Genomic DNA, 20,179 nt, shown 5'->3' on the forward strand with positions numbered 1-20,179 from the left:
GGGCGCAAGTATCGCATCTGGCCGCGGATTCAAACCGCCCTTCAGATGATCTATCCACCGCGTTGCATGGGCTGCCGCGAGTTGACCGAGTCTGACTTTGGCCTTTGCGGCGCGTGCTGGCGTGACACGCCGTTCATCGGCGGGGTCGTCTGCGAAAGCTGCGGGTTGCCTCTGCCGGGCGAGGCGGATGGGTACCGGATCGAATGCGATGACTGCATGAAGACGCCCCGGCCATGGCGGGATGGACGGTCGGCATTGTTGTATGACGGCAAGGCGCGAGGACTGATTTTGGCGTTCAAACACGGGGACCGGCCCGAACTGGCGCGCCCCGCTGCGCGCTGGATGACCGAGGCAGGTCGGGATTTGTTCCGCGAAGACATGCTTGTGGTGCCGGTGCCCTTGCATTGGTCCCGATTGCTGAAGCGACGCTACAATCAATCCGCACTGTTGGCGCAGCACTTGGGCCAGCAAACCGGGCTGGAGGTCTGCCCCGATCTTCTGACCCGCCGGGTCAAAACGCCGGTTCTGGACGGGAAAACCGCCGCGCAAAGGGCCGAGACGCTGGAAAACGCCATCGCGCCCCATCCCAGGCGCATCAGCCGGATACAGGGTCGGGATGTCCTGCTTGTCGATGACGTGATGACCTCGGGTGCGACGCTGGCGGCCTGTGCCCGTGTCTGCATGGATGCAGGGGCAAATCATATTTTCGTGTTGACCCTAGCGCGCGTTGCCAAGGATGCCTAATTCGCGCAGGATTATGCGAAACCCGAAGGGATGATTTATGAAACCGGTTGAGATCTACACATCGCCTCTGTGCGGCTTCTGCCATGCGGCCAAGCGTCTGCTGAAGCAGAAAGGCGTCGAGTTCAAAGAGGTTGACGTCTTCATGCACCCCAAACGCAAGCCCGAGATGATCAAGCGCGCCGGCGGCAAACGCACCGTGCCGCAAATCTTCATCGGCACCCAGCACGTTGGCGGCTGTGATGATCTGTACGAGCTGGACCGTCAGGGCAAGTTGGATCGCCTGCTGGCGGCATGAAGACTGCGCTGCTGCAGATCACCTCGTCGGATGATCCGTCTGACAATCTGAACATGGTGCGCGCCCTGATGGCCGAGGCGGCCGCGCAGGGCGCGCTGTTCATTCTGACGCCCGAGGTGACGAACTGCGTCTCGACCTCGACCACGCGGCAACGCGAGGTGTTGCAGCACGAAGAAGATGACCAGACGCTGGCGGGCTTGCGCGAACAGGCTGCTGCGCTGGGCGTGTGGTTGTTGATCGGCTCGCTTGGGATCAAGACGCACGACGCCGATGGGCGCTTTGCCAACCGGTCGTTCATGATCGATCCGCGAGGGCAGATCGTGGCGCGCTATGACAAGATCCATATGTTCGACGTGCAGGTCTCGGAAACTGAAACCTTCCGCGAGTCGAAGAACTATCGCCCCGGCGACCGGGCCGTGATTGCGCAGACCGATTTCGGTAAGGTCGGTATGGCCATTTGCTATGACATCCGTTTTCCGCATCTCTTTGCTGCCTTGGCGCAGGCAGGTGCGCGAATTCTGACCGTTCCGGCGGCGTTTTCTCCGGTCACGGGCAAGGCGCATTGGGAATCGCTGCTGCGCGCGCGGGCGATTGAGACCGGCTGTTGGGTGCTGGCTCCGGCGCAAACGGGTGCGCACCCTAAAACGCGCGGAAAAACACGACATACGCATGGCCATACCATGGCCATTGCCCCGTGGGGAGAGGTCGTCATCGACGCAGGCACTGATCCGGGCATTCACATTTTCGATTTGGATGATAGTTCTGTGTCAGAGGCGCGCCGCCGCGTGCCCTCACTGACGCACCTGCGGCCCTTCGATGGGCCCTGACTCAAGATCGGACCATGGCAAACGACACCAATGCCCTTGCGGTCACGCTGTTCAGCGAGATCCTGACCGCCGACCAGCTATTGCGCAACCGGCTCAGCCGGGTGCTGCCAAAGGGTATGGAGATCTCGCATTTCTCGGTCCTGAACCATCTTGTGTTCGTCGGCGATGAGCGCAGCCCGGCGCAACTGGCCAGCACGTTCCACGTCACTCGCGGGGCGATGACCAACACATTGGCCAAGCTGGAATGGGCCGGATACATCCACATCCGCCCCGACTGGGACGACGCCCGCCGCAAGATGGTTGCCATCAGTCCCGCCGGTCGTCGCGCGCGCGATCAGGCGATTTCGTCGATTGCCCCGCTGATCAACCGCGTGGTCGGAGAGCTGGGGTTGGAGCGCGTCCGCAGCACGCTGCCCGTACTGCGGGATTTGCGGTTGCAGTTGGAGGGGGAGTAGCCTCAGGTAGGCTTCACACTCGCCGTCACATAATTCACGCTCAGATCGCGGTCCGAGATCGACCAGTTCCACAGGATTGGGTTGAAGACGAAGCCCTTGCGGTCAACCGGCTCCAGCCCGGCTTGGCGCAGCAGGTCGAACAGCTCATCGGGGGTGATGAACTTGTTCCATTCATGCGTGCCGCGGGGCAGCCAGCGCATGACGACCTCGGCCCCGAAAATGGCCATGGCATAGGATTTCGGGTTGCGGTTGATGGTCGAACACACCTGTAGCCCGCCGGGTTTCAGCAATTGCTGCGTGGCGGTGAGATAACCCAGAGGGTCGGCCACGTGTTCGACCACCTCCATATTCAGCACCACGTCGAATTGCTCGCCCGCGGCGGCCATGTCCTCGGCGGTGGTGTGGCGATAGTCGATCTCAAGCCCCGATTGTTCGGCATGGATGCGGGCGACGGGCAGGTTGCGTTCAGCAGCGTCGGCGCCCACGACCGTCGCGCCCAGACGCGCCATCGGTTCGCTCAGCAGCCCGCCACCGCAGCCGATATCCAGCAGGCGCAGGCCCTCAAACGGTTTTTCGGCCTTCAGATCACGGTCAAATTCACCCGCAATCTGCTGTGTGATATAGTCCAGACGGCACGGATTGAGCATGTGCAGAGGTTTGAATTTCCCATGCGGGTCCCACCATTCTGCAGCCATTGCCTCGAATTTTGCGATCTCGGACGGGTCAACCGTGTTCGGATGCGCTTGCATTCCTGTCTCCGTGTGCTCTTTTACGTTTAAAGACTATATAGGGCCCTAATGGATAAGTACCCGGACCAAAAGCGCGCAGTTCAATATCTGTACCCGCCGATCGACCCGTTCGATCAGCGCATGGTCGATGTGGGCGATGGGCACCGTATTTATATGGAGCAATGCGGCAATCCCGAGGGGCTGCCGGTCGTGATCTTGCATGGCGGCCCCGGTGGCGGGTGTAGCCCGGCGATGCGGCGCTATTTCGATCCGCGTGTGTTCCGGGTGATTCTGTTTGATCAACGCGGGTGTGGTCGGTCGCGGCCCCATGCGTCAGTTGTGGATAATACGACGTGGGATCTGGTGGATGACATCGAACGCCTGCGGACTCTGCTGGATATCGACGACTGGACGGTGTTTGGCGGCAGCTGGGGGGCGACCTTGGCGTTGATCTATGCACAGGCGCATCCAGACCGCGTCAATCGGCTGGTGCTGCGCGGCGTATTTCTGGCCACTCAGGCCGAGCTGGATTGGTTCTATGGCGGCGGCGCGGGCAAGTTCTGGCCCGAGCAATGGGCGAAATTCACCGCTTTGCTGACCGAGGATGAGCTGTCGGATACCATAGGCGCCTATCACAAACGACTGTTCTCGGGCGATCGGGCGACGGAAATACTGTATGCGCGGGCCTGGTCGGCGTGGGAGAACGCGCTAGCTTCGATCCACTCGCACGGGTCCACGGGGGAAAGCCCCGGAGAATACGCGCGTGCCTTTGCGCGGCTTGAGAATCATTACTTCACCCATGGCGCGTTTCTTGAGAAGGACGGTCAGATTTTGGATCAGGTGGATCGGATCGCCCATATCCCCTGCCATATCGTGCAGGGGCGCTATGACATGATCTGCCCGCCGCAGGCCGCGTGGTCTTTGGCCGAACGTTGGCCCAATGCTGAGCTGAAGATGGTGCGACAAGCAGGCCATGCCCTGTCCGAACCCGGCATCAGCGCCGAGCTGGTGCGCATCATGGACCGCGTGGCGGAGGGCATCGCATGACCCGGATGGACCGTCGTGCCTTATTTGCCTCGGGTGCCGCGGCGGCTTTGCTGGCGGCCACGGGGGCCTCGCTGGCGGATACGCCCAAAAAGGGCGGAACGCTGCGGCTGGCCGTGCCACGTGATGACAGTTTGGAGCAGATTGCGCGTGGGGCTGTCTTTGACACTCTGACCGAGATCGCGCCCGATGGCACCTTGCGCGGCGAATTGGCGACCGGGTGGCACACGAATGCGGATGCGCGGGTCTGGAGCTTTGATCTGCGGGCTAATGTGACCTTCCATGACGGCGCGGCGCTGGATGTTGCAGATGTGGTGTCGGTGCTGCAACTGGTCGGGCGGGCTGAGGCGCTGTCGGCAGATTCACTGCGACTGGAACTGACCGAGGCCAATCCCGGCCTGCCGTTCCTGCTGGCCGATACCCGGTTCGTCATCACACGCGATGGGCAGGGCGTGACGCCTTTGTGCACCGCCAATGGCACCGGGTGCTACCGGGTGGAACGGGCCGAGGACGGGCGGAATTTTCTGGGCCGCCGGGTGGCGGAACACTACAAGGACGGACAGGCCGGTTGGGCCGACGCGCTTGAGGTTATCGTGATCCCTGACGCCCGCGTCCGGGCTGAGGCGTTGCGCGACGGGTACGTGGATGTCGCGGCGCTGCCAGATCGTGATGGGCTGATGGATCAGCGCGGCCTGCGCTATCACCCCAGCCAAGATGACATGGCGCTGGCCGTGGCCGGACAGGTGGGTATGCCACGCCAGATCGGGGGCCGCGCGCTGGACGACGGGCGCATCGCCGAACGGTGGTGGCTGGCCTGACCTGATCACGTTTCACGCCGGGGGTTGCAGACTCGGGAAAGCCTGCGTATATGCAGATGCAACAGCGGCGCGTTGGACTTCTGGTTCAAGGCTCCACCGGAAAATACGACGGGCCGCGCGCCCGTTTTTTTGTGCCCGATTGCAGGGTAGAGATCTGAATGACAAACGACCTGATTGCCAAAGCTGCCATCGACCGGCGACTGGCCGAGATCATCACCCCCGTGATCGAGGATCTGGGGTATGAGCTTGTGCGCATCCGCCTGATGAGCGGCAAGACCACCACGTTGCAGATCATGGCTGACAAGCCCGATGGTGGCATCGAAGTGGATGACTGCGCTGAGATTTCCAACGCCGTCAGCGCCACGTTGGATGTCGAGGATCCGATTTTGGACGCCTATACGCTAGAGGTGTCCAGCCCCGGTATCGACCGCCCTCTGACCCGTCTCAAGGATTTTGAGAATTTCGAAGGGTATGAAGCGAAGATTGAAACCGCGGAACTGATCGACGGCCGCCGTCGCTTTAAGGGTGAGCTGGCCGGGATCGAAGGGGATGAAGTTCTGATCAACATCCCCGAGGGAGATGAGACGATCACCATCGGTCTGCAATTCGACTGGCTGAGCGATGCCAAGCTGGTTTTGACCGATGACCTGATCAAGGAAATGCTGCGCCAGCGCAAAGACGCTGGATCCTTAAACGAAAACGCTTTCGACGAGATTGAGACCGAAGGGTCCGAAGAGGAGACGAACTGATGGCAATCACCTCAGCCAACCAGCTGGAGCTGCTGCAGACCGCCGAGGCCGTGGCCCGCGAAAAGATGATCGACCCCGGTCTGGTTGTCGAAGCGATGGAAGAATCGCTCGCCCGTGCCGCCAAGAGCCGCTACGGCGCCGAGATGGACATCCGTGTCAGCATCGACCGCAAGACAGGTAAGGCGACCTTTACCCGCGTCCGCACCGTGGTTGAGGATGAAGAGCTGGAAAATTATCAGGCCGAGTTCACCGTCGAACAAGCCAAGCAGTACATGGAAAACCCCGAGGTCGGTGACGTCTTCGTCGAAGAAGTGCCGCCGGTTGAAATGGGCCGGATCGCGGCGCAATCGGCCAAGCAGGTGATCCTGCAGAAGGTCCGCGAAGCGGAACGTGATCGCCAGTACGAAGAGTTCAAGGATCGCGCAGGCACCATCATCAACGGTGCGGTCAAGCGCGAAGAATTTGGCAATGTCATCGTCGATCTGGGCGGTGCCGAGGCCGTTCTGCGCCGCAATGACAAGATCGGCCGCGAAAGCTATCGCCCGAATGATCGCGTGCGCGCCTACATCAAGGAAGTGCGCCGCGAGGTTCGTGGCCACCAGATCTTCCTGTCGCGCACCGCGCCGGAATTCATGGCCGAGCTGTTCAAGATGGAGGTGCCGGAGATTTATGACGGCATCATCGAGGTTAAGGCCGTGGCCCGCGACCCCGGTTCGCGCGCCAAGATCGCTGTGATCTCTTATGACGGCTCGATCGACCCTGTCGGTGCCTGCGTTGGTATGCGCGGCAGCCGTGTGCAGGCGGTTGTGAACGAGCTGCAGGGTGAAAAGATCGACATCATCCCGTGGAACGAAGATCAGCCGACCTTCCTTGTGAACGCCCTGCAGCCCGCGGAAGTCTCCAAGGTGGTTCTGGATGAAGAAGCTGGCAAGATCGAAGTTGTCGTACCCGAAGAACAGCTGTCGCTGGCAATCGGCCGTCGCGGTCAGAACGTGCGTCTGGCCAGCCAACTGACCAACCTGGACATCGACATCATGACCGAGGCCGAAGAATCGGCACGTCGTCAGAAGGAATTCGAAGCCCGAACCCAGCTGTTCATGGAGACGCTGGATCTGGACGAGTTCTTTGCCCAACTGCTGGTGTCCGAAGGCTTCACCAACCTCGAAGAGGTGGCCTATGTCGAGCTGGACGAGCTTCTGGTCATCGACGGCGTTGACGAAGGCACCGCTCAGGAATTGCAGACCCGGGCCCGTGAATTCCTGGAAGCACAGGCCAAGGCGGCTCTGGACGCAGCCCGTGCGTTGGGCGTCGAGGACAGCCTTATTGAATTCGAAGGCCTCACACCCCAGATGGTAGAGGCGCTGGCCAAGGATGACGTGAAGACTCTGGAAGACTTCGCCACCTGCGCCGACTGGGAACTGGCCGGTGGCTGGACCACGGTCGACGGCGAGCGCATCAAGGATGATGGTGTTCTGGAACCTTTCGGCGTGACGCTGGAAGAGGCACAGGACTTGGTCATGACGGCACGCATCATGCTGGGCTGGGTTGACCCGGCCGAGCTGGAGCAGGCGGACGAAGACGGCGAAGCAGAAGAGGAGGCCGAGGCCTGATCTCAGGGCCTCGGGGTGGCGTTAATGGGTCGCGGTGGCGTCCACAAGGATCGGTCGGACGGACCCGAACGCAAGTGCATCGCCACGGGCGAGGTTCAGCCCAAATACGGGCTGATCCGCTTTGTAATGGGTCCGGAGGGTCAGGTCTTTCCCGATGTTGCGGCAAAACTGCCGGGGCGCGGGGTCTATGTGGCGGCGGATCGCGCCGCGCTGGATAAGGCCGTTGGCAAAAAGCTGTTCTCGCGCGGGTTCAAGACGCAGGCGACTGCGCAAACGGACCTGGCGGATGAGGTTGAAAAGCAAGTCGCGCGACGGGTGATCGAGCTGATCAGCTTGGCGCGCAAGTCCGGTGACGCGGTCGCCGGGTATGAAAAGGTCAAGACGTGGCTGGACCGGGAAGAGGCTCAAGTACTGATTCAGGCCAGCGATGGATCGGGGCGCGGCAAGTCGAAACTCAGCACGCCGCACTTCGGAAAATACGTCGGATGGCTGACTGCGGATGAATTAGGGGCGGCATTTGGGCGCCAAACCGTGATTCATGCGGCGCTGGCCTCTGGCGGACTCGCCAAACGTGTTGTAGAGGAAGCGCAGCGCCTGCGTGGCTTGCGCGAAACGGATGACGGCGGCAAGGGCCGCACGGAAGGGTAAGAAGCTTTATGAGCGATAGTGACGGCAAAAAGACATTGGGTCTTCGTGGCGGGGCACGCCCCGGAAATGTGAAACAGAGTTTCAGCCACGGACGCACCAAGAATGTCGTGGTGGAAACCAAACGCAAACGCGTGGTGGTCCCCAAGCCGGGTGCCGGAAAGCCGAGCGGCGGTGCAACGCCTTCGGGTGATCCGTCTCGCCGTCCTGCCGGGATTTCCGACGCCGAAATGGCCCGCCGGATGAAGGCGCTGCAGGCCGCCAAAGCGCGCGAGGTCGAAGAGGCCGCCGCCCGTGAGGCTGCTGAAAAGGCGCGTGAAGAAGAACGTGCCCGTCGCCGCGCGGAACAGGAAGCCAAGGAACGCGAACAGCGTGAGGCTGAAGAAAAGGCACGTGCCAAGGCCGAGGAAGAAGAGCGCAAGCGTCAGGAGGCAGAAGAAGCCGCCAAACGCGCCGCCGCTGCCCCCGCGCCCGAAGAGCCCAAAGCCGCGCGCAGCCCAGCCAGCAAGCCCGCACCTGCGGCTGCTCCGCGCAAGCAGGATCGCGAGCGTGAACAGCGCGGTCGTGGCAAGGGCCGTGATGACAACCGCCGCTCGGGTAAACTGACTCTGGGTCAGGCCACCGGTGGCGAAGGCAACCGCCAACGCTCGATGGCTGCGATGAAGCGCAAGCAGGAACGTGCGCGCCAGAAAGCCATGGGTGGTTCGGTTGAACGCGAAAAGGTGATCCGCGACGTTCAGCTGCCCGAGGCGATCATGGTTTCGGAACTGGCCAACCGTATGGCCGAGCGTGTCGCTGATGTTGTCAAATCGCTGATGCAGATGGGCATGATGGTCACGCAAAACCAGACCATCGACGCCGATACCGCGGAACTGATCATCGAAGAGTTTGGCCACAAGGTCACTCGTGTCTCCGATTCGGATGTGGAAGACGTCATCAAAGAGGTCGAGGACAAGGACGAGGACCTGCAGCCGCGTCCGCCGGTCATCACCATCATGGGTCACGTTGACCACGGTAAAACCTCGCTGCTGGATGCGATCCGCGACGCGCGCGTTGTGGCCGGTGAAGCCGGGGGCATCACCCAGCATATCGGCGCCTATCAGGTGAAAACCGATGGCGGCACCACGCTGACCTTCCTGGATACTCCGGGCCACGCGGCCTTTACCTCGATGCGCTCGCGCGGGGCTCAGGTCACGGATATCGTGGTTCTGGTGGTTGCCGCCGACGACGCGGTGATGCCGCAGACCATCGAGGCGATCAACCACGCTAAAGCGGCCGAAGTGCCGATGATCGTGGCGATCAACAAGGTCGACAAGCCGGATGCAAATCCGGACAAGGTGCGCACCGATCTGCTTCAGCATGAAGTGATCGTCGAGAAAATGTCAGGTGAGGTTCAGGACGTCGAAGTCTCCGCCATCACCGGTCAGGGTCTGGACGAATTGCTGGAAGCCATCGCGCTGCAGGCTGAGATTCTGGAGCTGAAAGCCAACCCCGACCGCGCCGCCCAAGGTGCTGTGATCGAGGCGCAGCTAGATGTGGGTCGTGGCCCCGTGGCCACTGTTCTGGTTCAGAACGGTACGCTGCGTCAGGGCGATATCTTTGTTGTGGGTGAGCAATACGGTAAGGTCCGTGCGCTGATCAACGACAAGGGCGACCGCGTCAAAGAGGCAGGCCCCTCGGTTCCGGTTGAGGTTCTGGGTCTCAACGGCACGCCCGAAGCCGGTGACGTTCTGAACGTGACCGAGACCGAAGCGCAAGCCCGCGAGATTGCTGCTTATCGTGAGCAAGCCGCCAAGGACAAACGCGCCGCCGCCGGTGCCGCGACCACCCTTGAGCAACTGATGCAGAAGGCCAAGGAAGACGAAAATGTCACCGAGCTGCCGATTCTGATGAAGGCGGACGTACAAGGTTCGGCCGAAGCCATCGTTCAGGCGATGGAGAAGATCGGCAACGAAGAAGTGCGCGTGCGCGTTCTGCATTCGGGTGTCGGTGCAATCACCGAGACGGATGTCGGTCTGGCCGAAGCCTCCGGCGCACCGATCTTTGGCTTCAACGTCCGTGCGAACGCCTCGGCGCGGAACACTGCGAACCAGAAGGGTGTGGAAATCCGCTATTACTCGGTGATCTATGACCTCGTGGATGACGTGAAAGCAGCTGCTTCGGGCCTGCTGAGTGCCGAGATCCGCGAGAAGTTCATCGGTTACGCCGAGATCCGCGAAGTCTTCAAGGTCACCGGCGTCGGCAAGGTTGCTGGTTGTCTGGTTACAGAAGGTGTCGCACGTCGTTCCGCAGGTGTCCGCTTGCTGCGCGACAACGTGGTGATCCACGAAGGCACGCTGAAAACGCTGAAGCGATTCAAGGACGAAGTGACCGAGGTTCAGTCGGGTCAGGAATGCGGTATGGCGTTCGAAAATTACGACGACATCCGCGCAGGCGACGTGATCGAGATCTTCGAGCGCGAAGAGGTCACGCGGACGCTGGACTGATCCGATTGCTACAGAAGAAATTGGCAAAAGCGGTCCCATTGGGCCGCTTTTTTTGCTTTTGTTAAGCTCCAACGACTGAACTGCGGGACAAAGCGGAAATCGCAATGCGTATCGACTGGCCTTTGCGGCCACTTACTTGGCAAAGCCGCTGCCGCGGCGCGGCCGTAAAAGCAGCCGTTTGCTGTAGATGCCAGAACCTAATTCAACAAAACTCTCGGCCTGCGGGACAGGTGTTACGTCACCGTTCTGTTCAAATGGCGCTGAGCGGTCGGCAGAAATTTGTTCGCACTACATTCTTCGGGAAAACAAACCCTTGGGAGACTGTTTCAAGTAATCTTGTCACTTCATCCGCAGATTGGTGAAAACCTCGTTTGGTATATGGTCGGAAAAAGCTCTAGCTTTCTGATCATTAAACACAGACCAAAGTCATCGCTTTAAGCCGTTAGGCAGCTTCTCGCTCCACTTTCGCAATTCGTCGAGAAACCCAAGTGCCGTGCGGCCAAGGTCAGTGATAGAATACTGCACGGAAACCGGCGCGGTATCCATCACGTGTCGGCTCACCAGCCCCTGATCCTCTAGCTGGCGCAGCCGCTCGGCAATCATCTTTTTGCTGGCCCCGCCCAGCAACCGAGCAAGATCGTTGAAACGCACCGGACGATCCTTCAGGTGCCATAGGATGGACCCGGTCCATTTGCCCCCGATGATCCGCATGCCCTGCTCAATTGCGCATGGCTCCTGGCAGGCCTCTGTCACAATTTTGCGCCCTTTTACATCTTCGTCTACCCGCGCCCGCATCGCTATCCATTTCCTTATGCACAAGGTTACAAAAAGTATACTAGTTGATTTTCTTCACCTCAATACTCAAATGCTCTCAACCCCCTCATTCGTCAAGGGGTTCATACAGTGCACATATAGGATATGGACATGAGCAAAATCCTGATCGTGAACGGCACTCAGCCGTATGAGTTCGCCCCCGGACAATTGAACGCTAGCCTGGTCGAACGCGCAGGCAACACGTTGGCCGCAATGGGCCACGAAGTACGTATGACCACCGTTGCGGATGGCTATGACGCAAATTCAGAGGTTGAGGCGCATGTTTGGGCCGATACGGTCATCATGCAGTTCCCGGTAAACTGGATGGGCGTCCCATGGATCTTCAAGAAATATATGGATGAGGTCTACACAGCCGGGATGGATGGCCGCCTATGCGATGGTGACGGTCGCACCACCAACGCACCAAAGGCCAATTACGGCATGGGTGGGTCACTGCACGGCAAGACATACATGCTTTCGGTGACATTTAATGCGCCGAAGGAAGCATTCGACAACCCCACCGAGCCGTTCTTTGCCGGGGCAAGCGTTGACGATCTGCTGCGCCCCATGCATCTGAACGCCAAGTTCTTTGGTATGCAGGCCCTGCCGACATTCGCTGCCTTCGATGTTATGAAGAACCCCGAAATCGAGGCTGATTTCGCTCGATTTGACGCGCATCTGAAAACCACTTTTTCCGAGGTCGAACATGTCCCAGCCTGATATTCACCTTTATACTGCAGGCACGATGAACGGCTACAAACCGGTCATTTTTTTGGAGGAGGCAGGTGTTCCCTACGACCTGACTCATATCAATTTTTCCAAACAGGAACAAAAGGCGCCGGACTATCTGGCGCTGAACCCAAATGGAAAGATCCCGACAATCGAGGATCGTTCGGAAGGCCGCGCGATCTTCGAATCCGGTGCGATTCTGTGGCATCTGGCTGAGAAATACGGAAAATTCCTGCCGTCGGACCCGGTCAAGCGGTCCGAGGTTATGCAGTGGATGCTGTTTCAGGTCGGCCACGTGGGACCAATGATGGGACAGGCAATGTATTTCCAGCATATCGCCGCCCCCAATGGCCATGAAGAGCCATTCTCGATCCGTCGCTACGTGGACGAAAGCCGCCGGTTGATGGAGGTGATGAATACACGTCTGGAAGGGCGTGAATGGATCGCAGCGGACGAATACACAATTGCCGACATGATGCTGTACCCGTGGGCGCGTGCCTATGTCTGGGCCCGAGTGGATGTGTCGGACCTTCCGCATTTGAACGCCTGGTTCGACCGGATTGATGCCCGGCCCGCTGTGCAGCGAGCGCTGACCATCCCCAAGGCCAACCCACAGTTCTGGGATGCTGACGCAGATGCCAGCGCCTTTGCCAAGGAAAACGCAGCGCGTTTTTCCGGCGACGTGAAAGGAACCTAAGCCATGCCAGTTGCGCCCTCTATCCGTGTCGATGTCGTGTCAGACGTTGTTTGTCCATAGTGTGTGATTGGCTACCACCAGCTCGCCAAGGCCGCCCGCGACACAGGCGTCGAACTTGATATCCACTGGCACCCATTCGAGCTGAACCCTCAGATGACAGACGGCGCAGAGAACCTGCGCGACCATCTGGTATCGAAATACGGGACCACGTTGGAAGGCTCGAACCAGGCGAGAGCCCGCCTGACCGAGATGGGCGCGGCACTGGGACTCACGTTCAATTACGCCGATGACATGCGGATGTATAATACCTTCCGCGCGCATCAATTGATTGACTGGGCAGCCGAGCAAGGCAAAGGCCGCGACATGAAGCAGGCCCTCTTTTCGGTGTTCTTTACACGTCGCGAAAACGTCTCTGATGTAAAGGTTCTGGCCGAAGTGGCTGCAGGCATCGGGCTGAACCGAGCGGATGCGTTGGACATGTTGCAAAGCCAAGATCGAGCCAATCTCGTGCGCCAGAAAGAGCAATTCTGGATCAGCCAAGGTGTTCGGGGCGTGCCCGCAATGGTGTTCGACCAACGTCACCTTGTGACCGGCGCACAGGGCGCGCAAAACTACGCCCGCATCTTGCTGGATCTACAAGACGACAGGGCCGCGTAAAACCCGTGAATACCGGGCGCTTCCAGCGCAAAAACCCCCGATCGGACGGGTGTTGCCCGGCATGCCACCGCCGAGAAACCATAGCGGGGGTTGCATGACGTAAGTCTCCGCGACAACCTTCCTCTTGTAGAAAAAAACCTAGTCGGAGTGGCCGCATGTCGGCCACAATAGCCTTTCAATCTTGAAGAGTTCCCAATTTATGGCACTGCATGACCACCCCATGTGGCGAAAGCCCCAACATCACCAGGACCTCGACCACGCACATGATCATGTCCACTGGGCCGAGCTGTTCTACGACCTGATCCATGTCGTGACGATCTTTCTGCTGGGCAACTACTTGTCACATCATCTCGATCTGCATGGGTTTCTTGTCTTTGCTGGGGTCTTCATCACGCTCTGGTACGCGTGGGGCGAACTCAGCATATTCAACTCGATCTACGTCAGCACCGACTTCTGGCACCGGCTGATTATGGCCGTGATGATCTGCACGGTGATGTTCATGGCAGCGGCGATCCCGGCTATTGAAGGAAAGGGTTGGGTTTTCTTCGCGCTAGGATTTGCAGCGAACCGGGCCATGATCGCAGCGCTGTACTATCGCGCTCGGCGGGCCAATTCATCAGGCGAGTCAATGTCTTCGGCGCAAATCCGCAATTTCTCGGTATTTGCGGTGATCTTTGCGATTACAGCCTTTTTGCCCACATCTCTTGCTTACTGGGTGTTTGCCGCCGCAATGGTGGCTACACAGGCAATGTACATGATCCCCGGTGTAACAGTCCTGCGTTTCGAGAGGTTTGTCCCGCGCCTTGGTCATATGGCTGAGCGGTTTGCTCTGTTGACGTTGATCATATTGGGGGAAGGGTTCTTCAAACTGGTCGTTACCCTGTCCGAAAAAGGAATTTACAAAGTATCGCCGGACGTATTGGTCAACTTCGTCATCGGCGGCGTCTCGATGTTCGTGATGTGTTGGGTCTATTTCGACTTTGTCGGCAATGCCAAACCAAAGGACAAAAAGGTATCGACGTTGGTCATCTGGTGGCTTGCGCACCTGATCTTGATGCTTTGCGGCGTCATGGTCGGCGTGGCTCTTGCTGCCGAGGTGAAAGTCGGATTTTGGGAACCATACCCAACAGAATATTCTGCCATTGGCTGTTTCGGACTTGCCGGTTACATCGCCATGCTGTGGGTGCTGCAAAACGTAATAGAACATCGTTTGGCGACGGATTTCGGGCGATGGGATGTGCGTGTATTCGGGATAGTGCTGGCAATCATCTGTTTCTTTGTCGTCCCACATGTCCCCTCCTTGGTTGGCAATCTGATCTGGGGGACAGCTTTGCTATCGCAAATCGCGATCCCCCTCACGCGCGCTTGGACGCAGTTTCGACATGAGTGAGGCAGTCACAAGTTCGGGCTATCTAAGAAGGAAAGTATATTGGTGACTCGAGCGCCCGGACCGGGCGGCCATCGGTCCCTGGTTGCTTGAGATAGCACTGATTGCCCTAATCACGCTGAATGTGCCCGCCGTTATCCTAGAGACGGTCGATTCCATATACACCAGCTGGGGCCTGGCGCATTCTTTGCAGGTTTCTTCATCCTGATGGTGATGCTGATCTTTGCGGCCAGCGGTGCTTGGCTGGCAGAGCACGAGGCGCAACCGGAGGCATTCGGCTCTATCCCAGCGGCGATGCGGTGGGCGATGGCAGCGCTGACGACCGTTGGTTATGGCGACGTGACGCCCGTGACAGTTGCCGGTAAGGTCTTCGGCGCTGAGATCACCGTGATTGGCATCGGCATGGCTGCGTTGCCTGCAGGGATCATTGCCAGCGGCCTGAACGACCAGTTGCACCGCCGACGGGCCAGCCTGGAACGTGAATTTCGAAAGGCCTTGGAAGACGGCGACATCTGCGAGGCCGATGAGAAAGAAATTGATGCAGTTCGCAAGCAATTGGGTCTCTCGCGCCGCGCTGCAGATCATATCCGAAACCGAGTACATGCCGGAACCATGTCACAGGTTGATCACTGTCCCACCTGCGGTCAGCCAACGAAGCAAAGTGACAAGCCCCGAACGTTCACTTCCGTTCGGCACGCGTCAGTTTGACCGCCCGAACAAGCTGTCTACCGTGTCTGAGATTTGTTTTGAAAACCGAGCCGTCAATTCACCGGCCTGCGTTTTGCCGTACATCCCACCAATCGCATTCATTGAAATGGCAAAATACTGCACCGCTCCGATCAATTGAAATACCCGGGCGCGCAGTTCGGTTTCACTTGCTTCTTGCCCGACCGGGGTATGGCTGGCGATCTCAATCAACCTGTCCAGATAGACCTTCATCGGCCAAACTTTGGCATTCGCCTGAACGTCTAGTAACGCTCGAACAGTCAGCCGCGCGTCGTCGGGCAGCGACAAGTTGGACGCCAGAAATCGATCAAAATAGGTCTTTAGGTGCATCACTGGATCGGGCTGTTTCGCCGCTTCGATTTCAGCAAATTGCCTGTTGGCGAGACCGGATAGAACCTCGGAATACAGCTTTTGCTTCGTTCCGAAGAAATGCAACAAGGCCTGTTTTGACACACCTGCTTCGCCGGCCAAAGCGGCAAGGCTTGCGCCATGATAGCCGTGGGTTGCAAACTGTTTTGTGGCGACCGTCAAATAGCCTGCCCTAGGATCGTTTTGCCTGTTCATGGAACGCTCTCCTTCTGTGACGCTACGTATCAGAGGAATTCTTGCCTACCAAGTGGTAAGTAGATTACCGAACGGTAAGTGGAGGCATAGTGATGGACAGACAAACAGAAATCGAGCTGATAAAAGAGATCATCGGACTGGCCGATCAGAAATCGGCTTTCCTGGATGATGCGATCGCGCATTCCCCGATTTCACGCTACTCCAGCCCGGAACGATTCGAGCGTGAGCGGGCTATGATCTTCACGCGGCGCCCTGTTATCGTCGCGCAAAGCTCGGAGCTTGAAGTGCCTCGTGCTTTTCTGACCAAACGGTTTTTAGACTTGCCTGTTTTGCTGACACGCGACGAAAATGGGAATGTTCGTGCTTTCCTTAACGTTTGCCGTCACCGCGGCGCGAAATTGGAACGCGAGGCAAAGGGCTGCAAGCGAGTCTTTACTTGCCCCTACCACGCCTGGAGCTGGACCAACGAAGGGGAATTGCGTGCGGTGCCGCAAGAAGCGCAGGGTTTTCCCGACCTTCCACGCGCTGAGCGCGGCCTGCGTCGATTGCCCTGCGCCGAGAAAAATGGGTTCATTTGGATCGTTGCAGACCCAGATATCGCTGAGATGCCGGATATTGATGGCTGGCTTGCGGGGATCGGTGCGGAGCTGGATTGGATCGGGCTGGATCAGCACCGTATCGCCGCGATCGAAGAGATTGACATTAAGGCAAACTGGAAGTTGTTGATGGAAGGTGGAATGGAAGCTTATCACTTCCGGGTCGCCCACAAGAACACGATAGGTCCCTATTTCCCCGACAATCTGCTGACCTACCAGATGTTCGGTCCGCATATGCGCGCAATTCTGCCTCGGATTTCAATGCCAGATATGCGCGATACGCCCGAAGACAAGTGGGAAATACGACGGGATGCCAATATGGTGTATACCTTGATGTCAAACTCTCAGCTTTTAGTGCAACAGGACCACGTTATGTGGTTCCATTTCGAACCCATTGCCCATGACTTGACCCATGTCCGAATGGCAACGCTGGTTCCACGTGCCTTGCCAGATACGGAGGAGATGCAAGCACATTGGGACAAGAACCAAAAAATCACAGTGACAGCATTGATGGAGGATTTCGAATTGGGCGAAGAAATCCAATCCGGCTTTGCCTCGCGCGGCAACCCAAGCCATCTATTCGGACGTTTCGAAGGCGCGCTACACCGATTTAACGCAAGCGTCGAAGAAATGCTTGCAGGCTAAAAACCTTTGACCTTCTTGTTAGCGGCCTTGAAAATTACAGCTACACGGGCTTTGTGCAGTCGTTCGCTGCGGAATGGCGCAGTTTTGTCAATTGAAGGTACGCTAAGGGCTCGAACCGGACGCTACTGGCGTCGCAGAAAATGCCCTTGCCTATTTCGTCGCCGCCCAAAACGTCCCCGGATGCATGATGATATCGAAATGCTGCAAGCCCTTTTGCAGATCGAAATTGACCGAATGCCCACCCTTGCGCAGCAGTTCAGCATAGTCCCGGCTTTGGCGAATGAATTCGGGTGTGTCTCGTTCGCCGACGGTTACTCGATAGCGCGGGCCGGGTGCTGGGAGGTGCAGGATGGGGGACAGGTCGTGCACTTCGACAGGGGTTAGTTGCAGAGGATCGTTGACGGGCGTCAGGCTGATCGGCTCCAGATCGTACACCCCGCTGATCAGGATCACATCGCGCACGCGCAGCCCCGCGCGGGCCAGTGCGTCGGCTGAGGTGGCCATGACCATCGCTGCCAGATGCGCCCCGGCGCTGTGACCAGACAGAGTGATGCGCGCAGGGTCAAACCCCAGATTACCGGCGTTTGCGGCCAGCCATAGCAGGGCGGTGCGGCATTCTTCGATCATGTCGCCGATCCGCGCATCGGGGGCCAGAGTGTAGTTGAGGGTGGCAAAGGATTGCTCGGCCTCGATCATCGCCGGGGCTACCATAGCGGACTCGCGCTGGCTTAGCGCCTGCCAATAGCCGCCGTGGATGAACACATGCAACGGTGCGCCTGTGCCTTTTGCTGGGAAGAAATCCAGCACCTGCGTGGGGCTATCACCGTACGCGAGGTTCTCATGACAGTCCAATTGCGCCCGGTGCTGCGCGCTGAGCGCGGCCCAGCTTTCAACATAAGGCGTTAGGTCGCCGCCAATCATCGAGCGGGGGGAATATTCCTGATCCAGTTCGGCCTGTGTGAAACCTCGGTACAGCATGGGCTACTCCTGATCCGCATACATCAATTCGGTGCGTACATCGTAGAGATCATGAAAGAACCGCAAATCCAAGGCTTTGCGCAGGAATGAAACGCCGCTGGAACCTCCGGTACCCGGTTGGTTGCCGATTACGCGCTCGACCGCGGTGACGTGGTCAAAGCGCCAGCGCTGGAACAGGGATTCAACGTCCATCAGTTTTTCGGCCAGCGCATAGAGGTCCCAATACTGCGCGGTGTTGCGGAAGACCTGTACCCACAGTTTCACAACGCGCGGATCGCCTGAATAGGGCTGCGCATAGTCTCGGTCCAGCAGGTCCTGGGGCACATCAAATCCCTGCCGGGCCAGCATAAACAGAACCTCATCATAGAGGGATGGTTTGGTCAGCGCGGCGGTCAGCATCTCCATCACTTCGGGGTCATGGGCGTGCACTTTCAGGGTCGCGGCGTCCTTGTTGCCCAGAATGAACTCGATCTGACGGTAGCCATGGCTTTGGAATCCCGATGAGCTGCCAAGGGCCTGCCGGAAGGTCATGTAATCGACTGGGGTCATGGTCAGTAGGGTTTCCCACGCGGCGATCAACTGCCGCTGGATTGCCTTCACCCGGTCCAGATTCTTCATTGCCGGGCCGAATTCGTCCTGTTGCAGAAAGTGGCGCACCTCGACCAGTTGGTGGTGCATCAATTTCAGCCACAGTTCGCTGACCTGATGGATGATGATGAACAGCATCTCATCGGGTTGGGCCGGGTCCTGAAAGGTCTTTTGCAAGTTCAGAAGCGTCTTGAGCTGAAGGAAGTCGCCATAGCTCTTGCGGTGGGTCTGGGTGAAATCGGTTACAAGGGATGGTTCGATCCCACGTTCCAGATATCTGTCGGTCTTGTCGCTCATGACGCCCCCTTGATGCGGTATTTCGCACCTGTCTAAGGCGCCATTTTGCAACTATCCAGTGTGTCAGGTCCAGTCTAGCACCACCTTGCCCGATTGGCCGGACTTCATCGCGGCGAAGCCGTCGGCAAAGTCGTCGACTTTCATCTGGTGCGTGATCACTCGGCTGACATCCAGACCGTTCTGCAGCATGGCGATCATCTTGTACCAGGTTTCAAACATCTCACGGCCATAGACGCCTTTGATGGTGATCGCTTTGAACACGATGCGCGACCAATCGACGGGCGATTTGCCGGGCGGAATCCCCAGCAGGGCGATCTTGCCGCCCATCACCAGTGCCTCGACCATCTGGTCCAGCGCGGCTTGCGAGCCCGACATTTCCAGCCCCACATCGAACCCCTGCGTCATACCAAGATCCGCGATAACATCTTGCAGGTCTTCATTCGAGACATCGACGCTGCGCACGGTTGGCACCACATGTTCGGCCAGTTTCAGGCGGTCGGGGTTGATATCGGTGATGACCACATGGCGCGCACCGGCATGGCGGGCCACGGCTGCCGCCATTATGCCGATGGGGCCAGCGCCGGTGATCAGAACATCCTCGCCCAGCAGATCAAAGCTGAGCGCGGTGTGAACGGCATTGCCCAGCGGATCGAGGATTGCCCCGATCTCATCCGGGATATCGTCGGGCAGCGGCACCACGTTAAAGGCGGGCAGTTTCAGGTATTGGGCAAAGGCACCCTGTTCGTTCACGCCAATTCCGCGCGTGCCTGGGTCCAGATGGAACTTGCCCGCGCGGCTTTGGCGACTGTCGTTAGTGATCAGATGCCCCTCGCCCGAGCATCTTTGACCGACTGCCAAACCGGTCACGTTGCGCCCCAATTCCACGATCTCACCGGCGAATTCATGGCCAGTGATCATCGGAACCGGCACTGTGGCCGAGGCCCATTCATCCCAGTTCCAGATATGAATGTCGGTGCCGCAGATGCCAGTCTTGTTGATGCGGATCAGAACTTCATCCGGGTCGATTTCGGGCACCGGGGCCTGCACCATCCACAGGCCCTCTTCAGGTTTGGATTTCTCAAGCGCTTTCATGGTGTTGGG

At 58.6% G+C, this 20,179-nt stretch carries 22 protein-coding genes; 16 read left to right on the forward strand and 6 right to left on the reverse strand.

Annotated elements, in window-relative coordinates:
- Positions 1-45: 45 nt before the first annotated feature.
- The 4 genes from ACR0L1_RS14710 to ACR0L1_RS14725 are packed head-to-tail and all read left to right on the forward strand — an operon-like array spanning position 46 to position 2,321.
- A complete protein-coding gene (locus tag ACR0L1_RS14710; RefSeq protein WP_480859633.1) occupies positions 46-744 on the forward strand; it encodes a ComF family protein in 699 nt (232 codons plus the stop codon).
- Between the two features lie 37 nt (positions 745-781).
- Positions 782-1,039, forward strand: coding sequence for a glutaredoxin 3 (gene grxC / locus ACR0L1_RS14715; protein ID WP_170790085.1), 258 nt, complete (start codon positions 782-784; stop codon positions 1,037-1,039).
- Positions 1,036-1,866, forward strand: coding sequence for a carbon-nitrogen hydrolase family protein (locus ACR0L1_RS14720; protein ID WP_480859586.1), 831 nt, complete (start codon positions 1,036-1,038; stop codon positions 1,864-1,866). Before grxC ends, ACR0L1_RS14720 begins: the two co-directional genes overlap by 4 nt.
- Positions 1,867-1,880: 14 nt before the next feature.
- Entirely contained in the window at positions 1,881-2,321 is a 441-nt protein-coding gene (locus tag ACR0L1_RS14725) for a MarR family winged helix-turn-helix transcriptional regulator (protein WP_170790083.1), read from the forward strand.
- 2 nt (positions 2,322-2,323) lie between these two features.
- Here ACR0L1_RS14725 and ubiG read toward each other — a convergent pair whose 3' ends face one another.
- Positions 2,324-3,070, reverse strand: a complete 747-nt coding sequence (gene ubiG / locus ACR0L1_RS14730) for a bifunctional 2-polyprenyl-6-hydroxyphenol methylase/3-demethylubiquinol 3-O-methyltransferase UbiG (RefSeq protein ID WP_480504175.1) — start codon at positions 3,068-3,070, stop codon at positions 2,324-2,326.
- Between the two features lie 48 nt (positions 3,071-3,118).
- On the opposite strand from ubiG, the gene pip reads away from it, so the two are divergent.
- The 6 genes from pip to infB all read left to right on the forward strand — a co-directional run bounded on the left by pip (position 3,119) and on the right by infB (position 10,401).
- Positions 3,119-4,096 (forward strand): prolyl aminopeptidase, encoded by a 978-nt coding sequence (pip, locus tag ACR0L1_RS14735; RefSeq protein ID WP_480859588.1) that lies wholly within the window; start codon positions 3,119-3,121, stop codon positions 4,094-4,096.
- Complete coding sequence (locus tag ACR0L1_RS14740; RefSeq protein WP_170790080.1) at positions 4,093-4,911, forward strand: ABC transporter substrate-binding protein; 819 nt, start codon at positions 4,093-4,095, stop codon at positions 4,909-4,911. Before pip ends, ACR0L1_RS14740 begins: the two co-directional genes overlap by 4 nt.
- Before the next feature lie 158 nt (positions 4,912-5,069).
- Entirely contained in the window at positions 5,070-5,660 is a 591-nt protein-coding gene (rimP, locus tag ACR0L1_RS14745; protein ID WP_170770957.1) for a ribosome maturation factor RimP, read from the forward strand.
- On the forward strand, positions 5,660-7,270 hold the full coding sequence (gene nusA / locus ACR0L1_RS14750) for a transcription termination factor NusA (RefSeq protein ID WP_170770955.1): 1,611 nt from the start codon (positions 5,660-5,662) through the stop codon (positions 7,268-7,270). The genes rimP and nusA overlap by 1 nt, the downstream gene beginning before the upstream one ends.
- 24 nt (positions 7,271-7,294) lie before the next feature.
- Positions 7,295-7,918: an RNA-binding protein gene (locus tag ACR0L1_RS14755; RefSeq protein WP_480859590.1), complete on the forward strand. Its 624-nt coding sequence runs from the start codon at positions 7,295-7,297 to the stop codon at positions 7,916-7,918.
- 8 nt (positions 7,919-7,926) lie between these two features.
- Positions 7,927-10,401, forward strand: a complete 2,475-nt coding sequence (infB, locus tag ACR0L1_RS14760) for a translation initiation factor IF-2 (protein WP_170770950.1) — start codon at positions 7,927-7,929, stop codon at positions 10,399-10,401.
- Positions 10,402-10,827: 426 nt separating this feature from the next.
- On the opposite strand, the gene ACR0L1_RS14765 is transcribed toward infB, so the two are convergent.
- Positions 10,828-11,112, reverse strand: coding sequence for a winged helix-turn-helix transcriptional regulator (locus ACR0L1_RS14765; RefSeq protein WP_237215888.1), 285 nt, complete (start codon positions 11,110-11,112; stop codon positions 10,828-10,830).
- Between the two features lie 213 nt (positions 11,113-11,325).
- On the opposite strand from ACR0L1_RS14765, the gene ACR0L1_RS14770 reads away from it, so the two are divergent.
- The 5 genes from ACR0L1_RS14770 (at position 11,326) to ACR0L1_RS14790 (ending at position 15,392) form a co-directional block, all read left to right on the forward strand.
- A complete protein-coding gene (locus tag ACR0L1_RS14770) occupies positions 11,326-11,934 on the forward strand; it encodes an NAD(P)H-dependent oxidoreductase (RefSeq protein WP_480504167.1) in 609 nt (202 codons plus the stop codon).
- Positions 11,921-12,640, forward strand: a complete 720-nt coding sequence (locus tag ACR0L1_RS14775; protein ID WP_480859592.1) for a glutathione S-transferase family protein — start codon at positions 11,921-11,923, stop codon at positions 12,638-12,640. The genes ACR0L1_RS14770 and ACR0L1_RS14775 overlap by 14 nt, the downstream gene beginning before the upstream one ends.
- A gap of 63 nt (positions 12,641-12,703) precedes the next feature.
- Positions 12,704-13,297, forward strand: a complete 594-nt coding sequence (locus tag ACR0L1_RS14780) for a DsbA family oxidoreductase (protein WP_480859594.1) — start codon at positions 12,704-12,706, stop codon at positions 13,295-13,297.
- Positions 13,298-13,496: 199 nt separating this feature from the next.
- Positions 13,497-14,687: a low temperature requirement protein A gene (locus ACR0L1_RS14785; RefSeq protein ID WP_480859596.1), complete on the forward strand. Its 1,191-nt coding sequence runs from the start codon at positions 13,497-13,499 to the stop codon at positions 14,685-14,687.
- Between the two features lie 198 nt (positions 14,688-14,885).
- On the forward strand, positions 14,886-15,392 hold the full coding sequence (locus tag ACR0L1_RS14790; protein WP_480719458.1) for a potassium channel family protein: 507 nt from the start codon (positions 14,886-14,888) through the stop codon (positions 15,390-15,392).
- Here the strand turns inward: ACR0L1_RS14790 and ACR0L1_RS14795 are convergent.
- Entirely contained in the window at positions 15,384-15,974 is a 591-nt protein-coding gene (locus tag ACR0L1_RS14795; protein ID WP_480859598.1) for a TetR/AcrR family transcriptional regulator, read from the reverse strand. The genes ACR0L1_RS14790 and ACR0L1_RS14795 overlap by 9 nt on opposite strands.
- 92 nt (positions 15,975-16,066) lie before the next feature.
- On the opposite strand from ACR0L1_RS14795, the gene ACR0L1_RS14800 reads away from it, so the two are divergent.
- The gene (locus tag ACR0L1_RS14800) at positions 16,067-17,215 is read left to right on the forward strand and encodes an aromatic ring-hydroxylating oxygenase subunit alpha (RefSeq protein WP_480504159.1); all 1,149 of its coding nucleotides are present in this window, start codon (positions 16,067-16,069) and stop codon (positions 17,213-17,215) included.
- Between the two features lie 150 nt (positions 17,216-17,365).
- Here ACR0L1_RS14800 and ACR0L1_RS14805 read toward each other — a convergent pair whose 3' ends face one another.
- The 3 genes from ACR0L1_RS14805 to tdh all read right to left on the reverse strand — a co-directional run bounded on the left by ACR0L1_RS14805 (position 17,366) and on the right by tdh (position 20,170).
- Complete coding sequence (locus ACR0L1_RS14805) at positions 17,366-18,193, reverse strand: alpha/beta hydrolase (protein ID WP_170770934.1); 828 nt, start codon at positions 18,191-18,193, stop codon at positions 17,366-17,368.
- A gap of 3 nt (positions 18,194-18,196) precedes the next feature.
- Positions 18,197-19,078 (reverse strand): tryptophan 2,3-dioxygenase, encoded by an 882-nt coding sequence (locus ACR0L1_RS14810; protein ID WP_170770932.1) that lies wholly within the window; start codon positions 19,076-19,078, stop codon positions 18,197-18,199.
- A gap of 63 nt (positions 19,079-19,141) precedes the next feature.
- Positions 19,142-20,170, reverse strand: a complete 1,029-nt coding sequence (gene tdh, locus ACR0L1_RS14815; RefSeq protein WP_480859635.1) for an L-threonine 3-dehydrogenase — start codon at positions 20,168-20,170, stop codon at positions 19,142-19,144.
- Positions 20,171-20,179 lie beyond the last annotated feature (9 nt).

This window comes from Ruegeria sp. J8, from assembly GCF_056531925.1.